This window comes from Streptococcus sp. HMSC078H12, assembly GCF_001814615.1.
Lineage (GTDB): Bacteria > Bacillota > Bacilli > Lactobacillales > Streptococcaceae > Streptococcus > Streptococcus salivarius_F.
In genome coordinates this window covers 20,024-36,764 of record NZ_KV817310.1, presented here as the reverse complement: position 1 = coordinate 36,764, position 16,741 = coordinate 20,024, and the positions used below count along the sequence as shown (strand labels likewise).

Annotated in this window: 16 protein-coding genes; 6 read left to right on the top strand and 10 right to left on the bottom strand. The window is 41.4% G+C overall.

From position 1 onward, the window contains the following. Positions 1 to 26: 26 nt before the first annotated feature. From sufU to mecA, 6 genes are all read right to left on the bottom strand, one after another. Entirely contained in the window at positions 27 to 458 is a 432-nt protein-coding gene (gene sufU, locus HMPREF2979_RS01115) for a Fe-S cluster assembly sulfur transfer protein SufU (protein WP_002883658.1), read from the bottom strand. Beyond that, a complete protein-coding gene (locus HMPREF2979_RS01110) occupies positions 445 to 1,677 on the bottom strand; it encodes a cysteine desulfurase (protein ID WP_049545631.1) in 1,233 nt (410 codons plus the stop codon). The genes sufU and HMPREF2979_RS01110 overlap by 14 nt, the downstream gene beginning before the upstream one ends. A gap of 53 nt (positions 1,678 to 1,730) precedes the next feature. Further along, positions 1,731 to 2,993, bottom strand: coding sequence for a Fe-S cluster assembly protein SufD (gene sufD, locus HMPREF2979_RS01105; protein ID WP_048790376.1), 1,263 nt, complete (start codon positions 2,991 to 2,993; stop codon positions 1,731 to 1,733). Between the two features lie 36 nt (positions 2,994 to 3,029). After that, on the bottom strand, positions 3,030 to 3,800 hold the full coding sequence (sufC, locus tag HMPREF2979_RS01100) for a Fe-S cluster assembly ATPase SufC (protein WP_002883600.1): 771 nt from the start codon (positions 3,798 to 3,800) through the stop codon (positions 3,030 to 3,032). A 161-nt stretch (positions 3,801 to 3,961) separates the two neighbouring features. Next, on the bottom strand, positions 3,962 to 5,119 hold the full coding sequence (locus HMPREF2979_RS01095; RefSeq protein WP_061652476.1) for a glycosyltransferase family 4 protein: 1,158 nt from the start codon (positions 5,117 to 5,119) through the stop codon (positions 3,962 to 3,964). 3 nt (positions 5,120 to 5,122) lie between these two features. Continuing rightward, complete coding sequence (gene mecA, locus HMPREF2979_RS01090; RefSeq protein WP_014633817.1) at positions 5,123 to 5,872, bottom strand: adaptor protein MecA; 750 nt, start codon at positions 5,870 to 5,872, stop codon at positions 5,123 to 5,125. 206 nt (positions 5,873 to 6,078) lie between these two features. On the opposite strand from mecA, the gene HMPREF2979_RS01085 reads away from it, so the two are divergent. Further along, positions 6,079 to 6,450 carry a DUF3021 family protein gene (locus HMPREF2979_RS01085; protein ID WP_022496532.1) on the top strand — a complete coding sequence of 124 codons (372 nt, stop codon included), beginning with the start codon at positions 6,079 to 6,081 and terminating at the stop codon, positions 6,448 to 6,450. Positions 6,451 to 6,510: 60 nt separating this feature from the next. Here HMPREF2979_RS01085 and HMPREF2979_RS01080 read toward each other — a convergent pair whose 3' ends face one another. Next, complete coding sequence (locus tag HMPREF2979_RS01080; RefSeq protein ID WP_002883622.1) at positions 6,511 to 7,365, bottom strand: undecaprenyl-diphosphate phosphatase; 855 nt, start codon at positions 7,363 to 7,365, stop codon at positions 6,511 to 6,513. Between the two features lie 205 nt (positions 7,366 to 7,570). Here HMPREF2979_RS01080 and HMPREF2979_RS01075 point away from each other — a divergent pair, with 205 nt between their 5' ends. Continuing rightward, on the top strand, positions 7,571 to 9,118 hold the full coding sequence (locus HMPREF2979_RS01075; RefSeq protein WP_070654705.1) for an ABC transporter substrate-binding protein/permease: 1,548 nt from the start codon (positions 7,571 to 7,573) through the stop codon (positions 9,116 to 9,118). After that, entirely contained in the window at positions 9,118 to 9,858 is a 741-nt protein-coding gene (locus tag HMPREF2979_RS01070) for an amino acid ABC transporter ATP-binding protein (RefSeq protein WP_002949253.1), read from the top strand. Before HMPREF2979_RS01075 ends, HMPREF2979_RS01070 begins: the two co-directional genes overlap by 1 nt. A 90-nt stretch (positions 9,859 to 9,948) precedes the next feature. Here HMPREF2979_RS01070 and HMPREF2979_RS01065 read toward each other — a convergent pair whose 3' ends face one another. Next, positions 9,949 to 12,516 (bottom strand): SEC10/PgrA surface exclusion domain-containing protein, encoded by a 2,568-nt coding sequence (locus tag HMPREF2979_RS01065; RefSeq protein ID WP_070654703.1) that lies wholly within the window; start codon positions 12,514 to 12,516, stop codon positions 9,949 to 9,951. Positions 12,517 to 12,814: 298 nt separating this feature from the next. Here HMPREF2979_RS01065 and HMPREF2979_RS01060 point away from each other — a divergent pair, with 298 nt between their 5' ends. Then, positions 12,815 to 13,405 (top strand): VanZ family protein, encoded by a 591-nt coding sequence (locus HMPREF2979_RS01060; RefSeq protein ID WP_002889749.1) that lies wholly within the window; start codon positions 12,815 to 12,817, stop codon positions 13,403 to 13,405. 299 nt (positions 13,406 to 13,704) lie between these two features. Here the strand turns inward: HMPREF2979_RS01060 and rpsO are convergent, their stop codons facing one another. Both rpsO and HMPREF2979_RS01050 read right to left on the bottom strand, forming a co-directional pair. Beyond that, complete coding sequence (gene rpsO, locus HMPREF2979_RS01055) at positions 13,705 to 13,974, bottom strand: 30S ribosomal protein S15 (RefSeq protein WP_008535715.1); 270 nt, start codon at positions 13,972 to 13,974, stop codon at positions 13,705 to 13,707. A gap of 141 nt (positions 13,975 to 14,115) precedes the next feature. Beyond that, positions 14,116 to 15,279, bottom strand: a complete 1,164-nt coding sequence (locus HMPREF2979_RS01050) for an MFS transporter (RefSeq protein WP_048673981.1) — start codon at positions 15,277 to 15,279, stop codon at positions 14,116 to 14,118. A gap of 107 nt (positions 15,280 to 15,386) precedes the next feature. Between HMPREF2979_RS01050 and HMPREF2979_RS01045 the strand changes: the two genes are divergently transcribed. Continuing rightward, a complete protein-coding gene (locus tag HMPREF2979_RS01045) occupies positions 15,387 to 16,025 on the top strand; it encodes a Crp/Fnr family transcriptional regulator (protein ID WP_070654701.1) in 639 nt (212 codons plus the stop codon). A gap of 93 nt (positions 16,026 to 16,118) precedes the next feature. Further along, positions 16,119 to 16,733 (top strand): peptide deformylase, encoded by a 615-nt coding sequence (def, locus tag HMPREF2979_RS01040; RefSeq protein ID WP_002883663.1) that lies wholly within the window; start codon positions 16,119 to 16,121, stop codon positions 16,731 to 16,733. The last annotated feature ends 8 nt before the right edge of the window (positions 16,734 to 16,741 follow it).

Below are 16,741 nucleotides of genomic sequence, written 5' to 3'. Positions count from 1 at the left end.
AAGGAGACTAATTGCTCCCTGACTTCCTAAAGCTCGCTTCTCTCTATGGCTTTTTTAAGGGCATTCCAAGAGAGTGTTGCACATTTGATACGTTGTGGAAATTTAGAAACCCCCGCCAAAAGCTTGGCTTCGCCTAGCTTATCTTCATCTTTATGATCCCCTTGAATCATAAGAGAGAAAATCTCCGCTAATTCCAAAGCCTCTGCCTTGGTTTTTCCAATAACTGCATCCGTCATCATACTTGATGAAGCTGTGGAAATGGTACACCCATCACCCGCAAAGGCAATGTCTTCAATCACGTCACCATCAAACTTGACTGACAGATTGATAACATCTCCACAAGTCGGATTATTCAGTTGAAGTTGCTCCACATCAGGTAGGACACCATGATGGTGAGGGCTCTTAGAGTGATCGGCCACAACAGCCATATATAAACTATCTAGTCTAGAGAGTGCCATTGAAAAACTCCTTCGTCGCAAGAATTGCCTCTACAAGCTTGTCGCAATCCTCTTTAGTATTATAAATATAGAAGCTAGCTCGGGCAGCTGATGAGATTCCTAAATGATTAATTAAAGGCTGAGCACAGTGGTGACCCGCACGCACTGCCACTCCTTCATAGTCAAGAGCTGTCGCCACATCATGAGGGTGAAGCCCATCAATATTAAAGGCAATAACACCTGCATGCTGAGTAGGATCTTCTGGACCGTAGACTGTCAAACCATCAATAGCCTGAAGCTTAGGCAAAACATAGTCTACCAATTCTTGCTCGTAAGCATGAATATTTTCCATGCCTAAAGCAGAGAGGTAGTCCACAGCAGCACCAAGAGCAATAGCCCCCGCAATGTTAGGTGTACCAGCCTCAAATTTCCAAGGTAGTTCCTTCCAAGTGGCTTCTTGTTCATAAACAAAATCAATCATCTCACCACCGAATTCAATCGGATTCATCTGGTTAAGAATCTCTTCCTTGCCATAAAGAACTCCAATTCCTGTTGGACCTAACATCTTATGTCCAGAAAGGGTGAAGAAATCACAATCCAAATCCTGAACATCAATGGCCATGTGGGGCGCCGATTGGGCACCATCCACCACCATATAGGCACCAACTTGGTGGGCAAGCTTGGCAATCTCTTTGACAGGATTGATGCAGCCTAAAACGTTAGAAACCTGAGCTAGACTGACAAATTTTGTCTTTTCAGTAATCTTGTTAGCCAAATCTTCCATATCCAATTGGCCATCTTTCAAGTAGGCATAAACAAGTTTTGCCCCCGTCTTCTTACAAGCTTCCTGCCAAGGAATGATATTCGAGTGGTGTTCCATAATTGAAATAACCACCTCATCTCCTGGCTCAAGAACCTGCTCTGCAAAACGACCAACCCAGTTAAGACCAGTTGTCGTTCCACGTGTAAAGAGGACCTCTTTGGTTGATTTAGCATTGATAAACTTACGAAGCTTTTCACGACTAGCTTCGTAAGCAGCTGTTGCACGCTCAGCCAAAGTGTGCACACCACGGTGAACATTGGCATTGTCCTCATGATAGTAGGCCATGAGAGTGTCCAAAACTACTTGAGGCTTCTGAGTCGTTGCTGCATTATCCAAGTATACCAAAGGTTCATCATTAACTACCTGATCTAAAATGGCAAAATCTTGTCGAATCTTATAGGCATCTAAAGCTGACATCTTATCTCCCTATCTAGATATATCATAGGTTAGACTATCTGCATCGATAGTTCCTAACGTTTGTTTAGTTTTGTATCAGTTACAGAAATCATTTCATCGCGCACTTCTTTAACTGGGATTTCAGTAATAACTGCTCCTAAGAAACCGCGAATAACCAAACGTTCTGCAGTGTCTTGATCAAGTCCACGACTCATGAGGTAATACATATCCTCTGGATCTACCTGACCGATTGAAGCAGCATGTCCTGCTGTAACTTCGTTTTCGTCAATCAAGAGGATTGGGTTGGCGTCTGAACGTGCCTTGTCAGAAAGCATAAGCACACGGCTTTCTTGTTGTGCGTCAGCACCCTTAGCACCTTTGACAATGTGACCAATACCATTGAAAGTCAAGGTACCACGTTCCAAAATAACACCATGTTGTAGGATATGTCCCACAGAGTTGTTACCATAGTTCGTCACACGAGTATCAATCCCTTGAACCTGACGACCTGATGAAAGACCAATAACCTTAAGGTTGGCATGACTTCCATTGCCAATCAAGTCACTATCAAAGTCAGCAATAACATTGCCCTCGTTCATGATCCCGAGAGCCCAGTCAATGCTGGCATCACGACCGATACGACCACGACGACTAATATAAGTTGTGACGTTTTCACCCAAACGGTCAATAGCCGCAAACTTGACTTGTGCACCGTCTTGAGCAATAACTTCCACAGAAATGTTGGCACTAGCTTTTTCAGTCGCTTCACCTAGCGTTTCAAAACGCTCAAGGTAAGTCAATTTACTGTTTTTACCGGCCACGATCAAAACGTGTTTGTTAAATGGAACATTTGAAGTACCATCTTGGTAAAAATAGCTTTCAACTGGCAAGTCAATTTCAACATTATCTGGTACATAAAGGACTGCTGCACTATTGAAATAGGCATAGTTATAAGCTGCCAATTTGTCCTCATCATAGGCTACAGCCTTACCAAAGAAGGCTTCAACGACTTCTGGGATTTCCTCAAGAGCAGTTGTAAGGTCTGTGAAGACCACACCTTGGCTAATCAAGTCAGCTGGCAATTGTTCAAGAACAGTATTTGTTCCTACTTGGACCAATTTAGGATTGTTTCCAAGCGCTGTAAAATCAGGCACATTTGCTGATGGTTCATTTTCAGTAATCGTTCCATCACCGAGATTCCAACGGTGGAATTTAACACGCTCAATTTTTGGAAGAGCCAAACTTTCAAGCTTATCAAAGGCTGCTTGACGAAGGTCTTGCAACCAAAGTGGCTCTGCTTTTGCTTGTGAAAAAGCGATAATAGATTCTTTTGACATAGGTTACTCCTTTTCTAGTTATTTCGAGTAACAGACTTACGCTTCTTCGTGGTACTCGTAACCGAGCTCTTCAGCGATTTTCGCATAACCTTCTTGCTCAAGACGAGCAGCCAATTCAGGACCGCCTGAAAGAACCACTTTACCTTCCATCATTACGTGTACAACATCTGGAGTGATGTAGTTCAAAAGACGTTGGTAGTGAGTGATAATCATAGCACCGAAGCCTTCGCCACGCATAGCGTTAACCCCTTTTGAAACCACTTTAAGGGCATCGATATCAAGACCTGAGTCAATTTCATCGAGAAGAGCAAACTTAGGTTCCAACATGAGCAATTGAAGGATTTCGTTACGTTTTTTCTCACCACCTGAGAAACCTTCATTAAGGTAACGCTCAGCCATTTCTTCACGCATACCAAGCAATTCCATCTTTTCATCCAATTTAGTGATGAAATCAAGAACAGAAATCTTTTCGTCATCTTCTTTTCCAGCGTTCATAGCCGCACGGATGAACTCAGCGTTTGTGATTCCTGGGATTTCAGCTGGATATTGCATAGCAAGGAAAAGACCTAGGCGTGCACGTTCGTCAACTTCCAAGTCAAGGATGCTTTCGCCATCAAAAAGGATGTCCCCTTCTGTGATTTCATAGTTTGGGTTACCCATGATAGCAGCTGAGAGGGTAGATTTACCAGTTCCGTTAGGACCCATGATAGCAGCAATCTCACCAGTTTTAAGAGTCAAATTAAGACCCTTCAAGATTTCTTTATCTTCAACAGAAACATGAAGATTTTTGATTTCAAGTACAGACATTGTATACTCCTTTTTCATATATACAGCGAGCACTTGCTCGCTAATTTGCATTATTTTTTTGAAAATAGTCTTACTATTTTCTGGAAAATAAAAAGAGAACTTCCATTTTCCTTAATTAGAATCATTATAACAAAAAAGCCATTACTTGGCTTTTCAAATGTTTAATTTTTTCGCCCTTGCTTCCATTTTAACATGGTTGCTTGGCGATAATCACTATTCCCGATAAATTTTAGGAAATTGAAGAGAGGTGTTCGACCAACGCCCCAAATCTCAAGCCCTTCAATCAGAATTTCCATTCCCAAAAGTAAACTCAAGAGCAAGAGAATACCACCGAGACGACTGGAAACATTTAACAAGAGGGCAATCAATGAAAAGAGAATAGCGATGGCATAAACCACCAGAACCGCTCCTCGATGAGTGAAGCCCATGGCTAGAAGGCGATGATGTAAGTGCATCTTGTCAGCCTCCATGGCTGGGCGCCCTGACAACTTACGGCGGACAATGGCTACCACTGTGTCAACAATAGGCACTCCAAGGATAATAACAGGTGACAAAATAGCCACTGCAGTTGCATTTTTCAATCCTTGCAATGACAAGACACCAATCATAAAGCCAATAAAAAGCGCCCCCGTATCACCTAGATAGATAATCGCTGGATGATAATTGTAAGGGAAGAAGCCCATAATGGCAGCCACCAAGACAAAGATGGTCATGGTCAAGAAAATATCAGTATCATAGAGGAAGAAATAAGAAATCACCCCCATAGTCATAAGGGAAATGATAGAAACTCCTCCAACCAAGCCATCCAAACCATCAATCAGATTAATGGCATTGGTGATGGCCGCAATCCATAACACCGTTAAAATCAAGGTCAGGACTGGCCCAAAATGAATCATGGGACCACCAAATGGAATCTTAAAGCTATCAAATCGGAAGTCTGTAAAAGCCCAAACGATAACAGCTCCAATAACAATACCAAGCATCTTAGGTAGAGGCTTTAATTCCAAGATATCATCAATGAAGCCCGTCAGAGCTACTACAGATCCCCCCACAACAACCGGCAAGATGTACCTAATGTAAGAAACATGCCAGATATCCTTATGGATAATCATAGGCATAAAGACCAAGGTCGCTAGTACAAAGGCCAACAAAATAGCTAGACCGCCAGCACTAGGCATGGGCTTTTTATTGATACGTCTTGCATTGGGATTGTCAACAGCTCCGACACGTAAGGCCAAAGAGCGTACCAATGGGGTCGTCACAATGGCAATCAAAAAGGTCCCAATCAAAACGAATATATAGTTAATGGTCCAAGGCATGTCTTAGCTCCATTTCGTTGCTTGTAGTACCGGTAAGGCGTCCTCTTCCATCAAGATTGTTGCATGCTCTTGTAGGTAGGCACGTGTTCGGTCTGCTACATTCGCATATTCAAGAAAACGCGCATACATATTGTTCGCGTAATAATCAGGCTCATCAGCCAAGTAAAGAAGGATCGTCATGTAGTAGACATCCCCAAGTTTATAAAGCTCAGAACCTTCAACAGGTATATCCTTCAAACCTTGCGTAAAAGTCACCACTTGATCAAAGTCAGAGAAGGCCAAGACATAGTGGGTATAGTCTTCACGAATATTTTCTTCAGCCACTTCCTTGGTAGGCTCTGTCATAGCCTTATCAACCTCTTCCAAGGTCTTTTCAAGCTCTTCGAGCTTATGGTGTGCTTCGATGTCACCCTTGTCCATAAAGTTACCCTCAAGAGCCTTGAGGAACTCTTCTGGAGAAAGCCCTGAGTAGTCATCCATATCTGACAAATCGTTGAAATCAAGGTCTTCCTTAAGATCTGATTTAGTCACAAAGACATCCACACGATCCTTGCGTGGCGTGACACGGAAGCTCAGCATCCCACTATTTTTAAAGTTATCAGGCAAGTCCAACTCATCCATGACAGTGTAGAAAAATTCCTCTGTTTTTTCCTGGGGAATCAAGAAATCTTTCAATTCCATACCATGTTCTTCAAGATCTTCCATGGTAATCATGATTTTTAGAGTTGTCTCGCTTATTTGTTTCATTTCCATATGTAAAAAACCTCGCACGAGTAGTTATTTCATTATACTAGAAAAGCCAAGAGATAGCAATTTCTGAGCAAGTTTGAGTCTTATTTTGGAAAGGATTTCTAAAACCTTCTTAATACTAACAAAACCTTGTATTTACCCATTTATACCCGTCACCTATCCTAAAATGGAGTATAATGAAAGTAAAGATATACATGGAGGTGATGACCATGACTGCCTATAAAAAAGGGTGGCTACGAGCTAGCATTGCTGGAGGAATAACGAGTTTATTGACGCTCTTTCTCTACTTATCGGGGCAACCTTATCAAGTAAACAAATCTACCTTTCTTACAGGGCTAATCGTCGCCATCATACTAGCAACTGCACCCATTTACGACGATAATCGTTTATCGCTCAAACAGCAATCTCTTCTCCACTTCTCAATCATGTGTGTTACCATCCTTCCAATTCTCTGTTTGTCCGGATGGTATCCCTTGCATAATATCGTGGACTTCTTGAAAATCCTAGCTAGCTTCTTGACTTGCGGACTGGTCCTATGGTTGCTAGCTTACCTTATCTTTGGAAAACTTCTCCACAAATAATCTCTAAACCAGCTAAAAAGGACTTCATTTGAAGTCCTTTTTCAGTTTACTTGAACGTAATTATCCGAAAATAAGTTTGACAGCTCCATAAAGAAGCACAATAATACCAAGCACGATACGGTATTTTCCGAAAACTGTGAAATCATGTTTCTTAATGTAATTCATCAAGAAGCGAATCACGAACAAGCTGACAACAAAGGCTGTCACACTAGCTACCAAGAGAATAGCCACTTGTCCACCTGTCAAGGTATTCCCGTCAATGAAATACTTAACCGCCTTAAGGCCACTATAACCAAACATGGTTGGAATACCAAGGAAGAAGGTAAAGTCAGCAGCTACGCTACGACTAGTACCAACGATGATACCCCCAAGAATAGTAGCACCTGAACGGCTTGTCCCTGGAATGATACTCAAGACTTGGAAAAGACCAATGTAGAAGGCTGTCTTGTAAGACATACGAGCCAAATCCGTTACCTTAGGCTCTACACGTCGATTGCGGTCCTCAATCCAAATAAAAGCAATCCCGTAGACCACCAACATGATGGCTACTACAAAGAAATTACTGAGATGGGCCTCCATCCAGTCATCTAAAAGAAGACCGAAGAAGGCAGAAGGAATACAGGCAATGACTACCTTGAGCCAAAGTTGCCAAGTCAATTGCACTTCACGTGCTGTCTTACCAGGTTGGAAAGGATTCAAACGTTTAAAGTAAATGACCATAACCGCAAGAATAGCACCAAGTTGGATAACGATATTAAACATATCAATGAAATCTTTACTTTGTCTGAGGTTCAAGAATTCATTAACCAAAATCAAGTGACCTGTAGATGAAATAGGTAGCCACTCAGTGATCCCTTCGACAATCCCAAGAAAGACTGCTTTTAGTAATTCAATAATAAATTGTGCCGTTTGCATAATTATCTCCGTTTTCAAATGCTAGCCTCATCACATCAAAAGTAATCAAGGCTCCAAATCGTCCTTCCCATTATATCAAATTACAACTTGTATTTGAAGACAATCTTGGTATAGAGATTGTTTTTCTAATCCCAACTTATTGTCATCAGTCCCAATTTCCTGTAAAATAGTAAGGTATGACATTTTTATAGGAGACATTGTTTCAATGAAAAAAATTATTGTAGCCTGCTTTGCAGCGCTCCTCCTCGTTTTTGGTGGAGTATCAAGCGCCCAAGCAGACGAGTATCTCCGTGTCGGTATGGAAGCTGCCTACGCACCTTTCAACTGGACACAGGATAATGACTCAAATGGAGCCGTTCCAATCGAAGGTACCAAACAGTATGCCAACGGTTATGACGTGCAAATTGCTAAAAAGATCGCTAAAGCCCAAGGTAAGAAACCTTTGGTAGTAAAAACTGCCTGGACTGGTCTTATCCCAGCTCTTACCTCAGGAAAACTCGACATGATCATCGCAGGTATGAGCCCAACAGCTGAACGTCGTCAAGAAATCGACTTTTCAGACAGCTATTACCGAAGCGAACCTGTCATGGTTGTCAGCTCAGACGGTGATTATGCCAACGCTAAGAGTCTCAAAGACTTCAAGGATGCTAAAATCACAGCTCAACAAGGGGTTTATCTCTATAATTTGATTGACCAAATCCCAGGTGTCAGCAAACAAACCGCTATGGGAGACTTCGGTGCTATGCGCCAAGCCCTTGCATCTGGTATCATCGATGGTTATGTTTCAGAGCGTCCTGAAGCAAAAACTGCCGAAGAAGCTAGCTCAAAATATAAGATGATTACGCTTAAAGATGGTGGTTTCCAGGTTTCAGACGATGACGTCTCCTTGGCCGTCGGTCTTCGCAAAGGAGACAGCCAGCAAATGGAACAAGTCAATAAGGTCCTTGCTGGAATCAGCCAAGAGGAACGTGTCAAACTGATGGATCACATCATTGACATCCAACCTGCAGATAAGACTGATGAGGCTAAAAAAGGAAACTTCTTTAGTCAGATGAGCAATATCATCGCTAAGAACTGGCCACAATTCTTACGTGGTACAGGAATTACCCTTCTTATCTCAATTATCGGTACAGTTGTGGGTACTTTCATCGGTCTTATGATTGGTGTTTACCGCACAGCTCCTAAGGCTGCTAATAAATTTGTAGCCTTGCTCCAAAAACTCTTCGGTTGGGTGCTTAATGTCTATATCGAAGTTTTCCGTGGTACGCCAATGATTGTACAATCTATGGTTATCTACTACGGTACTGCCCAGGCCTTTGGTATCAATATTGATCGTACCCTAGCAGCTGTCTTCATCGTTTCTATCAACACCGGAGCCTACATGAGTGAAATCGTTCGTGGTGGTATCTTCGCCGTAGATAAAGGACAATTTGAAGCTGCAACTGCTCTTGGATTTACCCACGGTCAAACCATGCGTAAGATTGTTCTTCCACAGGTTATCCGTAACATCTTGCCAGCTACTGGTAATGAGTTCGTTATCAATATCAAGGATACCTCTGTTTTGAACGTTATCTCTGTTGTGGAACTTTACTTCGCAGGTAACACTGTCGCAAGCCAAACTTATCAATACTTCCAAACATTCTTTGTTATCGCAGCAATCTACTTTGTCCTTACCTTCACAGTGACACGCATCTTGCGTTATGTAGAACGCCGTTTGGATCAAGATACTTACACACAAGGAGGGGTTCACTAATGACTGAGACGATTTTAGAAATTAAAAACCTCAAAAAATCATACGGAAAAAATGAAGTCCTCAAAGATATCTCCCTCAGCGTCAAAAAGGGTGAGGTTATCTCAATTATTGGTTCTTCAGGTTCAGGGAAATCAACCTTCCTTCGCTCTATTAACCTACTTGAGTCACCCTCAGGTGGTGAAATCCTCTATCATGGGGACAACGTCCTTGAAAAAGGTTACGACCTCACTACCTATCGTGAAAGACTCGGTATGGTTTTCCAATCTTTCAACCTCTTTGAAAACCTTAATGTCTTGGAAAATGCTATCGTAGCTCAAACAACCGTTCTCAAACGTGACCGTAAAGAAGCTGAAAGCATCGCCAAAGCTAACTTAGAGAAAGTTGGTATGGGGGAACAATACTGGAAAGCTAAACCAAAGCAACTTTCAGGGGGACAAAAACAACGTGTAGCTATTGCCCGTGCCCTCTCTGTTGATCCAGAAGCCATCCTCTTTGACGAGCCAACTTCAGCCCTTGACCCAGAAATGGTCGGGGAAGTACTCAAGACTATGCAGGAGCTATCTGGAACTGGTTTGACCATGATTATCGTTACCCATGAAATGGAGTTCGCACGTGACGTTTCAGACCGTGTCATCTTCATGGATAAAGGGGTAATCGCTGAACAAGGTAGCCCAGAACAAATCTTTGAAAATCCTAAAGAAGAACGTACCAAGGAATTCCTCAAACGTTTCTTGGGTTAAAAACAAAAAAGTTAAGGTTTCGGCCTTAACTTTTTTAGATTCTCAGACATATAAAAAAAACGGCAGTTGCCGTTTTTTTGTCTATAATGATTAGTTACGACGTGTACGTCTGTCAACGAAACCAAGGAAGGCCAATAGTGTCATGAAGAGACCTACAAGACTGAATCCTGCTGCAGTTGACTCACCTGTTTCTGGCAAGCTGTCTGCTTCTTGTACAGGAGCTTGTTTCTCAGCTTTTGTTTGACCATAATTTACAGGAACTTGCGCTACAGTTTGAGCTGCCTGTTCTTGTGTTGTGAAAGCAATAACTTTCCCATCTACATCGTAAACAGGTACTGGTGTAAGACCTTTAGATGTAATGTTAGCGAACTCTTTAGCCAATTGTGTTTGACGCTCTTTGTCTGCCTTAGCTTTCATGTAGTTATCGAAGGCTGTTTGAACAGTCGTGTATTCGCTCGTTAATTTATCACGCTTAGCTGACAATTCAACAAGTTTCGCACGTTCAGTTGAAAGAGCTGCTTTCGCCGCAGTAAGTTTGGCAAAGGCTGTTGCACGTTCTGCTTTAGCCTTAGCTAGGTTACCTGAAGCATTTGTAAGGGCTGCTACACGGTTCTTAGCAGCAGTCAAGGCTTGGTTAGCTTGTGTCAATGCTACTTGTTTCTTAGCAGTATCTTGCTTAGCAGCGTTGTAGGCATTTGTCAAACGTTGCAAGGTTGCAGAACTTGTCGCAAGTTTATCTTTAGCTGTTTTAAGCTCTGCTTGTTTTTCATCAAGAGTTGCTTGAGCTTTGCTAAGGGCTGCTGCTTTTTCTTGAGCGTTAGCATTAAGGTTTTCAACTGCAGCGTTGGCTTTTTCCAATTCTGATTTAGCAGTTGCAAGGGCTGCTTGTTTTTCGGAAAGGTTATTCTGAGCAGCTGCCAACTTGCTTGCAGTCGCTTTAAGAGCCGCAAGTTCTGACTGAGTATTCTTAAGCTTAAGAGTTGCTGACTCAGAAGCCGCTTTCTTGCTAGCCAAGTCACTTTGAGCTTGATCGTTAGCTTGCTTAGCAGCTTCATAAGCTGCTTTTGCAGCAGTAAGATTTGCATTTGAAGATGATTGAGATTGGTTACCTTCATATGGGTTAGCAATCTTAGTTGTGTCAAAACTACTATCAGAAGCGATAGAATTTTTATTGACATTGTTTACGTGAACGTTAAAGGCACCGGCAACAACACTGATATCTGTACCAATGTAAGACTCACCACCATCTGCTGTAAGACCAGAGATAGAACGAGCATGGTTCCACTCATTACCGTTAAACATGAAGTCAAGCATAGCTTCATAGACATATTTCTTAATGTCGTTAAGAGTAAATGGTCCTGTCAAACCTTGCCATGTATTAAGGTTTTCACCAATACTTACACTATTAAATGACTTACCAGCACGGTCAAGGGCGGCACTATCATGTCGTTGATGGGTAATAGCTTCCCAACCCCAGTTATCTGCTACATAACCATCTGAAACACGGTCAGCCGCAAGAACACTACCTTTTGAAACAGATGTTTGAGTTGTACCAAAGGCTGTACGAATTTGGTTAATCAAACTTGAAGCATACAATGACAAATCTGTAATTTGAGCTTCACTAAGGTTATTCAAATCACTAATTTTAACATTTTTATCCGCTTCATTATCTTGATAACTATTGTTACCACGATCACGTTTATTAACGTTCTTCAAGACTTGTTCAGCTTGAGCTTTTTCTGCTGCGGTCGCTGTTTTAGACTCATGAATCTTAAGAGCATTGACATACTCTTGTGACACTGAGAATTTTTGACGAACATTAGCTGTTGAAGTTGTTGAAGATTCTGCTTTTTTCTTAGCTGCTTCAGCGGCTGCAAGAGCAGCTGCCTTTTCATTAGCTACTGTTTGAGCAGTCTCATAAGCTGCTTTAGCTTGGTTTGCTGCATTTTGATCTGCAGTCAATTGCCCTTCTTTAGCTGCAATAGCAGTAGCTTTTTCTTTATCAGCTGCCTGAGCGGCTGCCAATTCTTCTTGAGCTTTTTTCTCAGCTGCTGTTGCAGCATCAAAAGCTGATTGTGCTTTAGCTTGGTTTGAAGCTGCCTCAGAAGCGCTAGAACCATTAAGGGCTGCTTTAGCGGCATCTACTGATTTTTGAGCATTAGCCACTTCACTAGCTTTAGCATTGACATTAGCTTGATCTGTATTAACGACAGCTTGCTGTTTGTCTGCTGCATCTTTAGCAGTTTTTTCTGCTGATTGAGCTGTTTCGACTGCTGACTTAGCTGACTTAGCTGCATTTTCAGCAGTAGTTACTTGACCTTGAGCGGCAGCAATAGTTTCTGGACTTGCTTCATCGGCTGCTGTTTGTGCCTTTTGCAAGTTAGCATCTGCTGTCGCTAGGTTTGCTTGAGCCTGGTTGGCAGCTGCTTCATGATTAGCAACTACTGACTCTTGTTGCGATACTGCTTGATTTGCAGCGCTGGCTTGTTCTCTAGCCGCTTCGACTTGGGCTTGAGTTGGGACAGCTTGTGTAGCTGTCGATGATACTGATGCTGTTGTTGAGGCTTGATCGTTTGTCGTTACCTCATCAGCTTTAGCAACTGTAGCAGAAACTGCAAGTGCTGCAATTCCGGCTGTCGCCAAAACCTTTTTATTCATAAGACGAACTCCTTTTTATGTTAAAAATTCACTACTATATAATAACATTTTAATAATCCTGAAACAAGATGCTGACTCCTAATTTTTAAAATTTAATTATTTTATAAGCTTTCATAGCCTGTTTACAAAAATCATTAAATTGTTAGTCAAAAGTAGAGTTGCTGTTTCAAAGTCCTTTTTTAGTCTTTGATTCTGCCTTATCTTTCCATTCTATCAAAACTTCGTTACAGTTTCTTAACTTTCTTTAAACGTTTTTTTGATATAATGTGTACTCATCATATGCAAATGGAGGAGCAAAGTGGCAAAAACATTAAAAACATTGAGTAACATCTTACTAGGAAGCCTATCACTGTGCTTGTCTTATTGGTTTTATAGGGGCCATCTCGAACAGTACGTTCATTACATCGCCCATTATGGCTCCTACTTCCAAGTCTTACTCAACCTAGTCATCATAGTCCTGCTTAGTTACTTTGTCTATGCTTTTTTGAAACTCCTTCTTACTAGACAGCTGAAAAAACAGACACTGCTCCTACTCTACTTCATTTACTTTCTTGCTCTCTTCTACCTACTTTTTTTGAAAAACATTGGTACCCAAGGTCTCTCACTTAATCCCCTTTCCTTCGCTCGGGAATTATACTGGGGGAGCCACTTCGTTCCCATCATGAACCTATTAATGTTCATTCCTCTGGGACTCCTCTTTTCTTCACGATTGAGTAATCTCCTACTTTGTCTCCTGACCCTTTTCACCGTCGAATCCATTCAGTACTTCGGACATTTGGGAGTCTTTGATTTAGGGGATATCGCCTTAAATATGCTAGGTATCCTTGTCGGAACCGCTATCCATCAACTCCCTCAATTTCAAACAGTTATCAAAAAGATTTTAAGATAGAGAAGCCTCCAGAATTAAACCTGGAGGTCTTTTGCTTGCTCTATAGATCTATCATCGTAAGAAATTCTTAGATGAATACAGCAAAACTGCCCTCTGAATCTAGAGAGCTGTTCTGAACTCGGGCTAAAATCCTAGTGAAAAAGAAAAACTGCCCCATCATAGAGCAGTTCCATTTTCGTGTATTCAATTGAACAAAGCCTAAGCACTTGGCAAAAAAGATAAAATCTCCTAGAAGCTAAAATTTCTTCGTCAATTTTCCTATTTTTGCTTTGTACTTTTGACGGCCTTTGTATCTTGAATTAACGACGAAGTCCAAGTGAGCTGATCAACTCACGGTAACGGTTAACGTCTGTACGGCGAAGGTATGCCAACAAGTTACGACGGTGACCAATTTTTTTCATCAAACCACGGTAAGTAGCGTGGTCTTTTTTGTGTTGTTTAATGTGGTCGTTAAGGTGGTTGATTTCCCAAGTAAGGACAGCAACTTGAACCTCTACTGAACCAGTGTCACCTTCGTGACGTGCGTATTGAGCAATGATTTCATTTTTTTTCTCTTTTGAGATTGCCATGTTTTTTCTCCTTTTTTTGCTCCATCCGAGTCTTAGGATTGGCTCTCCTAAAACCAAGAAAGAGTTGGTTTGTCTTTACGACCTCTCTATTTTAGCTCATCTACTAATCTTTGTCAATCACAAGATTCACTGTTTAGATTTCTACATCTTAGACTTTTTTGTCATTCTTGATTTCATCAAAAACCCAAGGAAAAGTAGGAAACTTACTATAGCATAGGCTAGGAAAATCCAACTAAAACTTGGAGATACAAGTGCCAATAATTTCAAAACATAAGGAGAGAGGGCAGACCCTAGGTTACACCCCAAGAGGACATAGGCTGTCGCTTTGTTCAACAGATTTCTAGCAATACGCTCAGAAAGTTGGTTAAAGATAATTGTCAAAACAGTACTATAGAAGAAACCAACACCAACTGAGGATAAAATCAAAATCGGTAAGTTACTAGCCACTGACATCCCAAAGAGACAAACCGCCAATAAAAACATCACTATATGCAAAAGATGATTCTTAAAATATCCTATGAGAGAAGCGAAACTTAGTCCAGCTACAATTCCAATTCCCTGCTCTAAACTAAGTACTAAAGCTGATTGCCCACTCGCAATGGTCTTACCAGCAACCTGAAATAGAGGCACGCGCAAACTAATCGAAGAATTAATACAGATGACAAATCCTGCTAAAAGGGCCATGCCAAGGATCATACTAAGGTCTTTTTTGTTTAGACCTTGCTTACTTTTTGTAATCTGCTTCCTCTCCACCTGATCCATTGTTGGCACAAAAAGGAGGTACATGGTCAGAATCACAAAACCAAGACCATAAATAAGAAAGGCAAAGGTCCAATGGATTTTCAATAGTTGACCAACCAAAAGAGAACACGAAGCTCCACCAATCAACTCCATGGAGCCACGAATACCTAACATCTGAACCCGTTCTTTACCTTGAAAACGTTGACTGATGATGGCAATCGCCTTAGCATTGATAAGGCCAATCCCCATCCCAAAAGCAATACGTGACAGTAAGACAAGAGGATAGGCTTGTACAAAAAAAGGAAAAATCCCAGCACTACTAAGTAAAAGCAAGCCAGTCACAATTAGCTGTCTATCACTTAGCCATTTGTCAATAAATGAATTAAGTAAGAGCATCGCTACTACGGAAAATGAAGGGACAGATACTAAAAGCTCCACTTGCGCGGCAGAAAAGGTTGGGCTATAGTAGTCCAACATAGGTGGTAGCGCTGTTGAAATCGAAAAGGCCGAAATCAAGAGCAAGGATAGCCCAAGTAGGCTCATTTTTTCTAAAATTCGTGTCATAATATAGGGATTAGAACATCCTTTCCTTACTTGTCTGATAGTTATTTTTTCATTATAATCTAAGGAGACTTTAAAAAATAGGACCTAGGTCCTAAAAAAGGAGATGTATGCGTAATCATGACATAAGACCTCAACTTGATCAGGTCTTTCCACCCCCCTACCTCGACCAATTACAGAAAGTCACCTTTCAAAAGAATGATTATATTTGTACCCAAGGGCAAGCTATCACAGAGCTAACCTACATTTTGTCAGGAAAGGTAAAAATTGTGCGTTCTCTCTTCAATGGTAAAGAACATATCCTAGAAATGCTTAACCAACCACAAATATTTGGAGATGTAGAACTCATGACCAATCAACCAGCAGGGTCATCAGTCATTGCTTTAGAAGAGGTTCAAGCAGTTCAGCTCCCTTTAAATAATAAAGAAGAGCTCCTCAAAGATCCCGTTTTTCTCTATCAAATTGGGCATAACCTAGCCATGGCACTGCATAAACAGGGTATTACTGCCTCAACAAATGCAAGCTACACTGTCAAAGAGCGTCTGGCTACTCATATGTTGAGTATTGAGGAAGAAGGTGTTTTTCAACTATCACCATCTATCCTAGCTGCCAGTTTTGGGACTAGCTATCGCCATGTGCAACGAGTCATCAAACAATTTATCGATCAGGGAATTATCGAAAAAGAGGCCTTTAAAACCTATCGTATTTTAGAGAAAAAAACCTTGGAAAAACTGGCTTTTATCGATTAGAAAAAGCCTCACTTTAATCCTTGATGGTTTAATTTTCAACCCTTTTGTGCTATAGTTATAAACAAGTAAATCAAAGAAAATAGAGGTAAACAAATGGACGCTCAAACCAAAATTATCCGCGCCAGCCATATGATTGATATGAATGATATCATTCGCGAAGGAAATCCAACCTTGCGTGCTGTCGCTGAAGATGTAACCTTCCCACTATCAGACGAAGACATTATCCTAGGCGAAAAAATGATGCAGTTTCTTCGTAACTCACAAGATCCTGTTATTGCCGAAAAAATGGGGCTTCGTGGGGGAGTCGGTCTTGCAGCCCCTCAATTAGATATTTCAAAACGCATTATCGCTGTTCTCGTTCCAAACCCTGAAGACGCTGAAGGTAATCCACCAAAAGAAGCATATAGCCTTCAAGAAATCATGTACAACCCTAAAGTAGTTGCCCATTCTGTTCAAGATGCTGCTTTGGGCGATGGCGAAGGATGCCTCTCAGTTGACCGCGACGTTCCTGGTTACGTGGTTCGTCATGCTCGTGTAACTGTTGAATACTTCAACAAAGAAGGCGAAAAGCAACGTGTTAAACTCCGTGGTTACAACTCAATCGTTGTTCAACATGAAATCGACCATACTAACGGTATCATGTTCTACGACCGCATCAATAAAGACAATCCATTCGCTATTAAAGATGGACTCTTAATTATCGAATAAAGAAAACC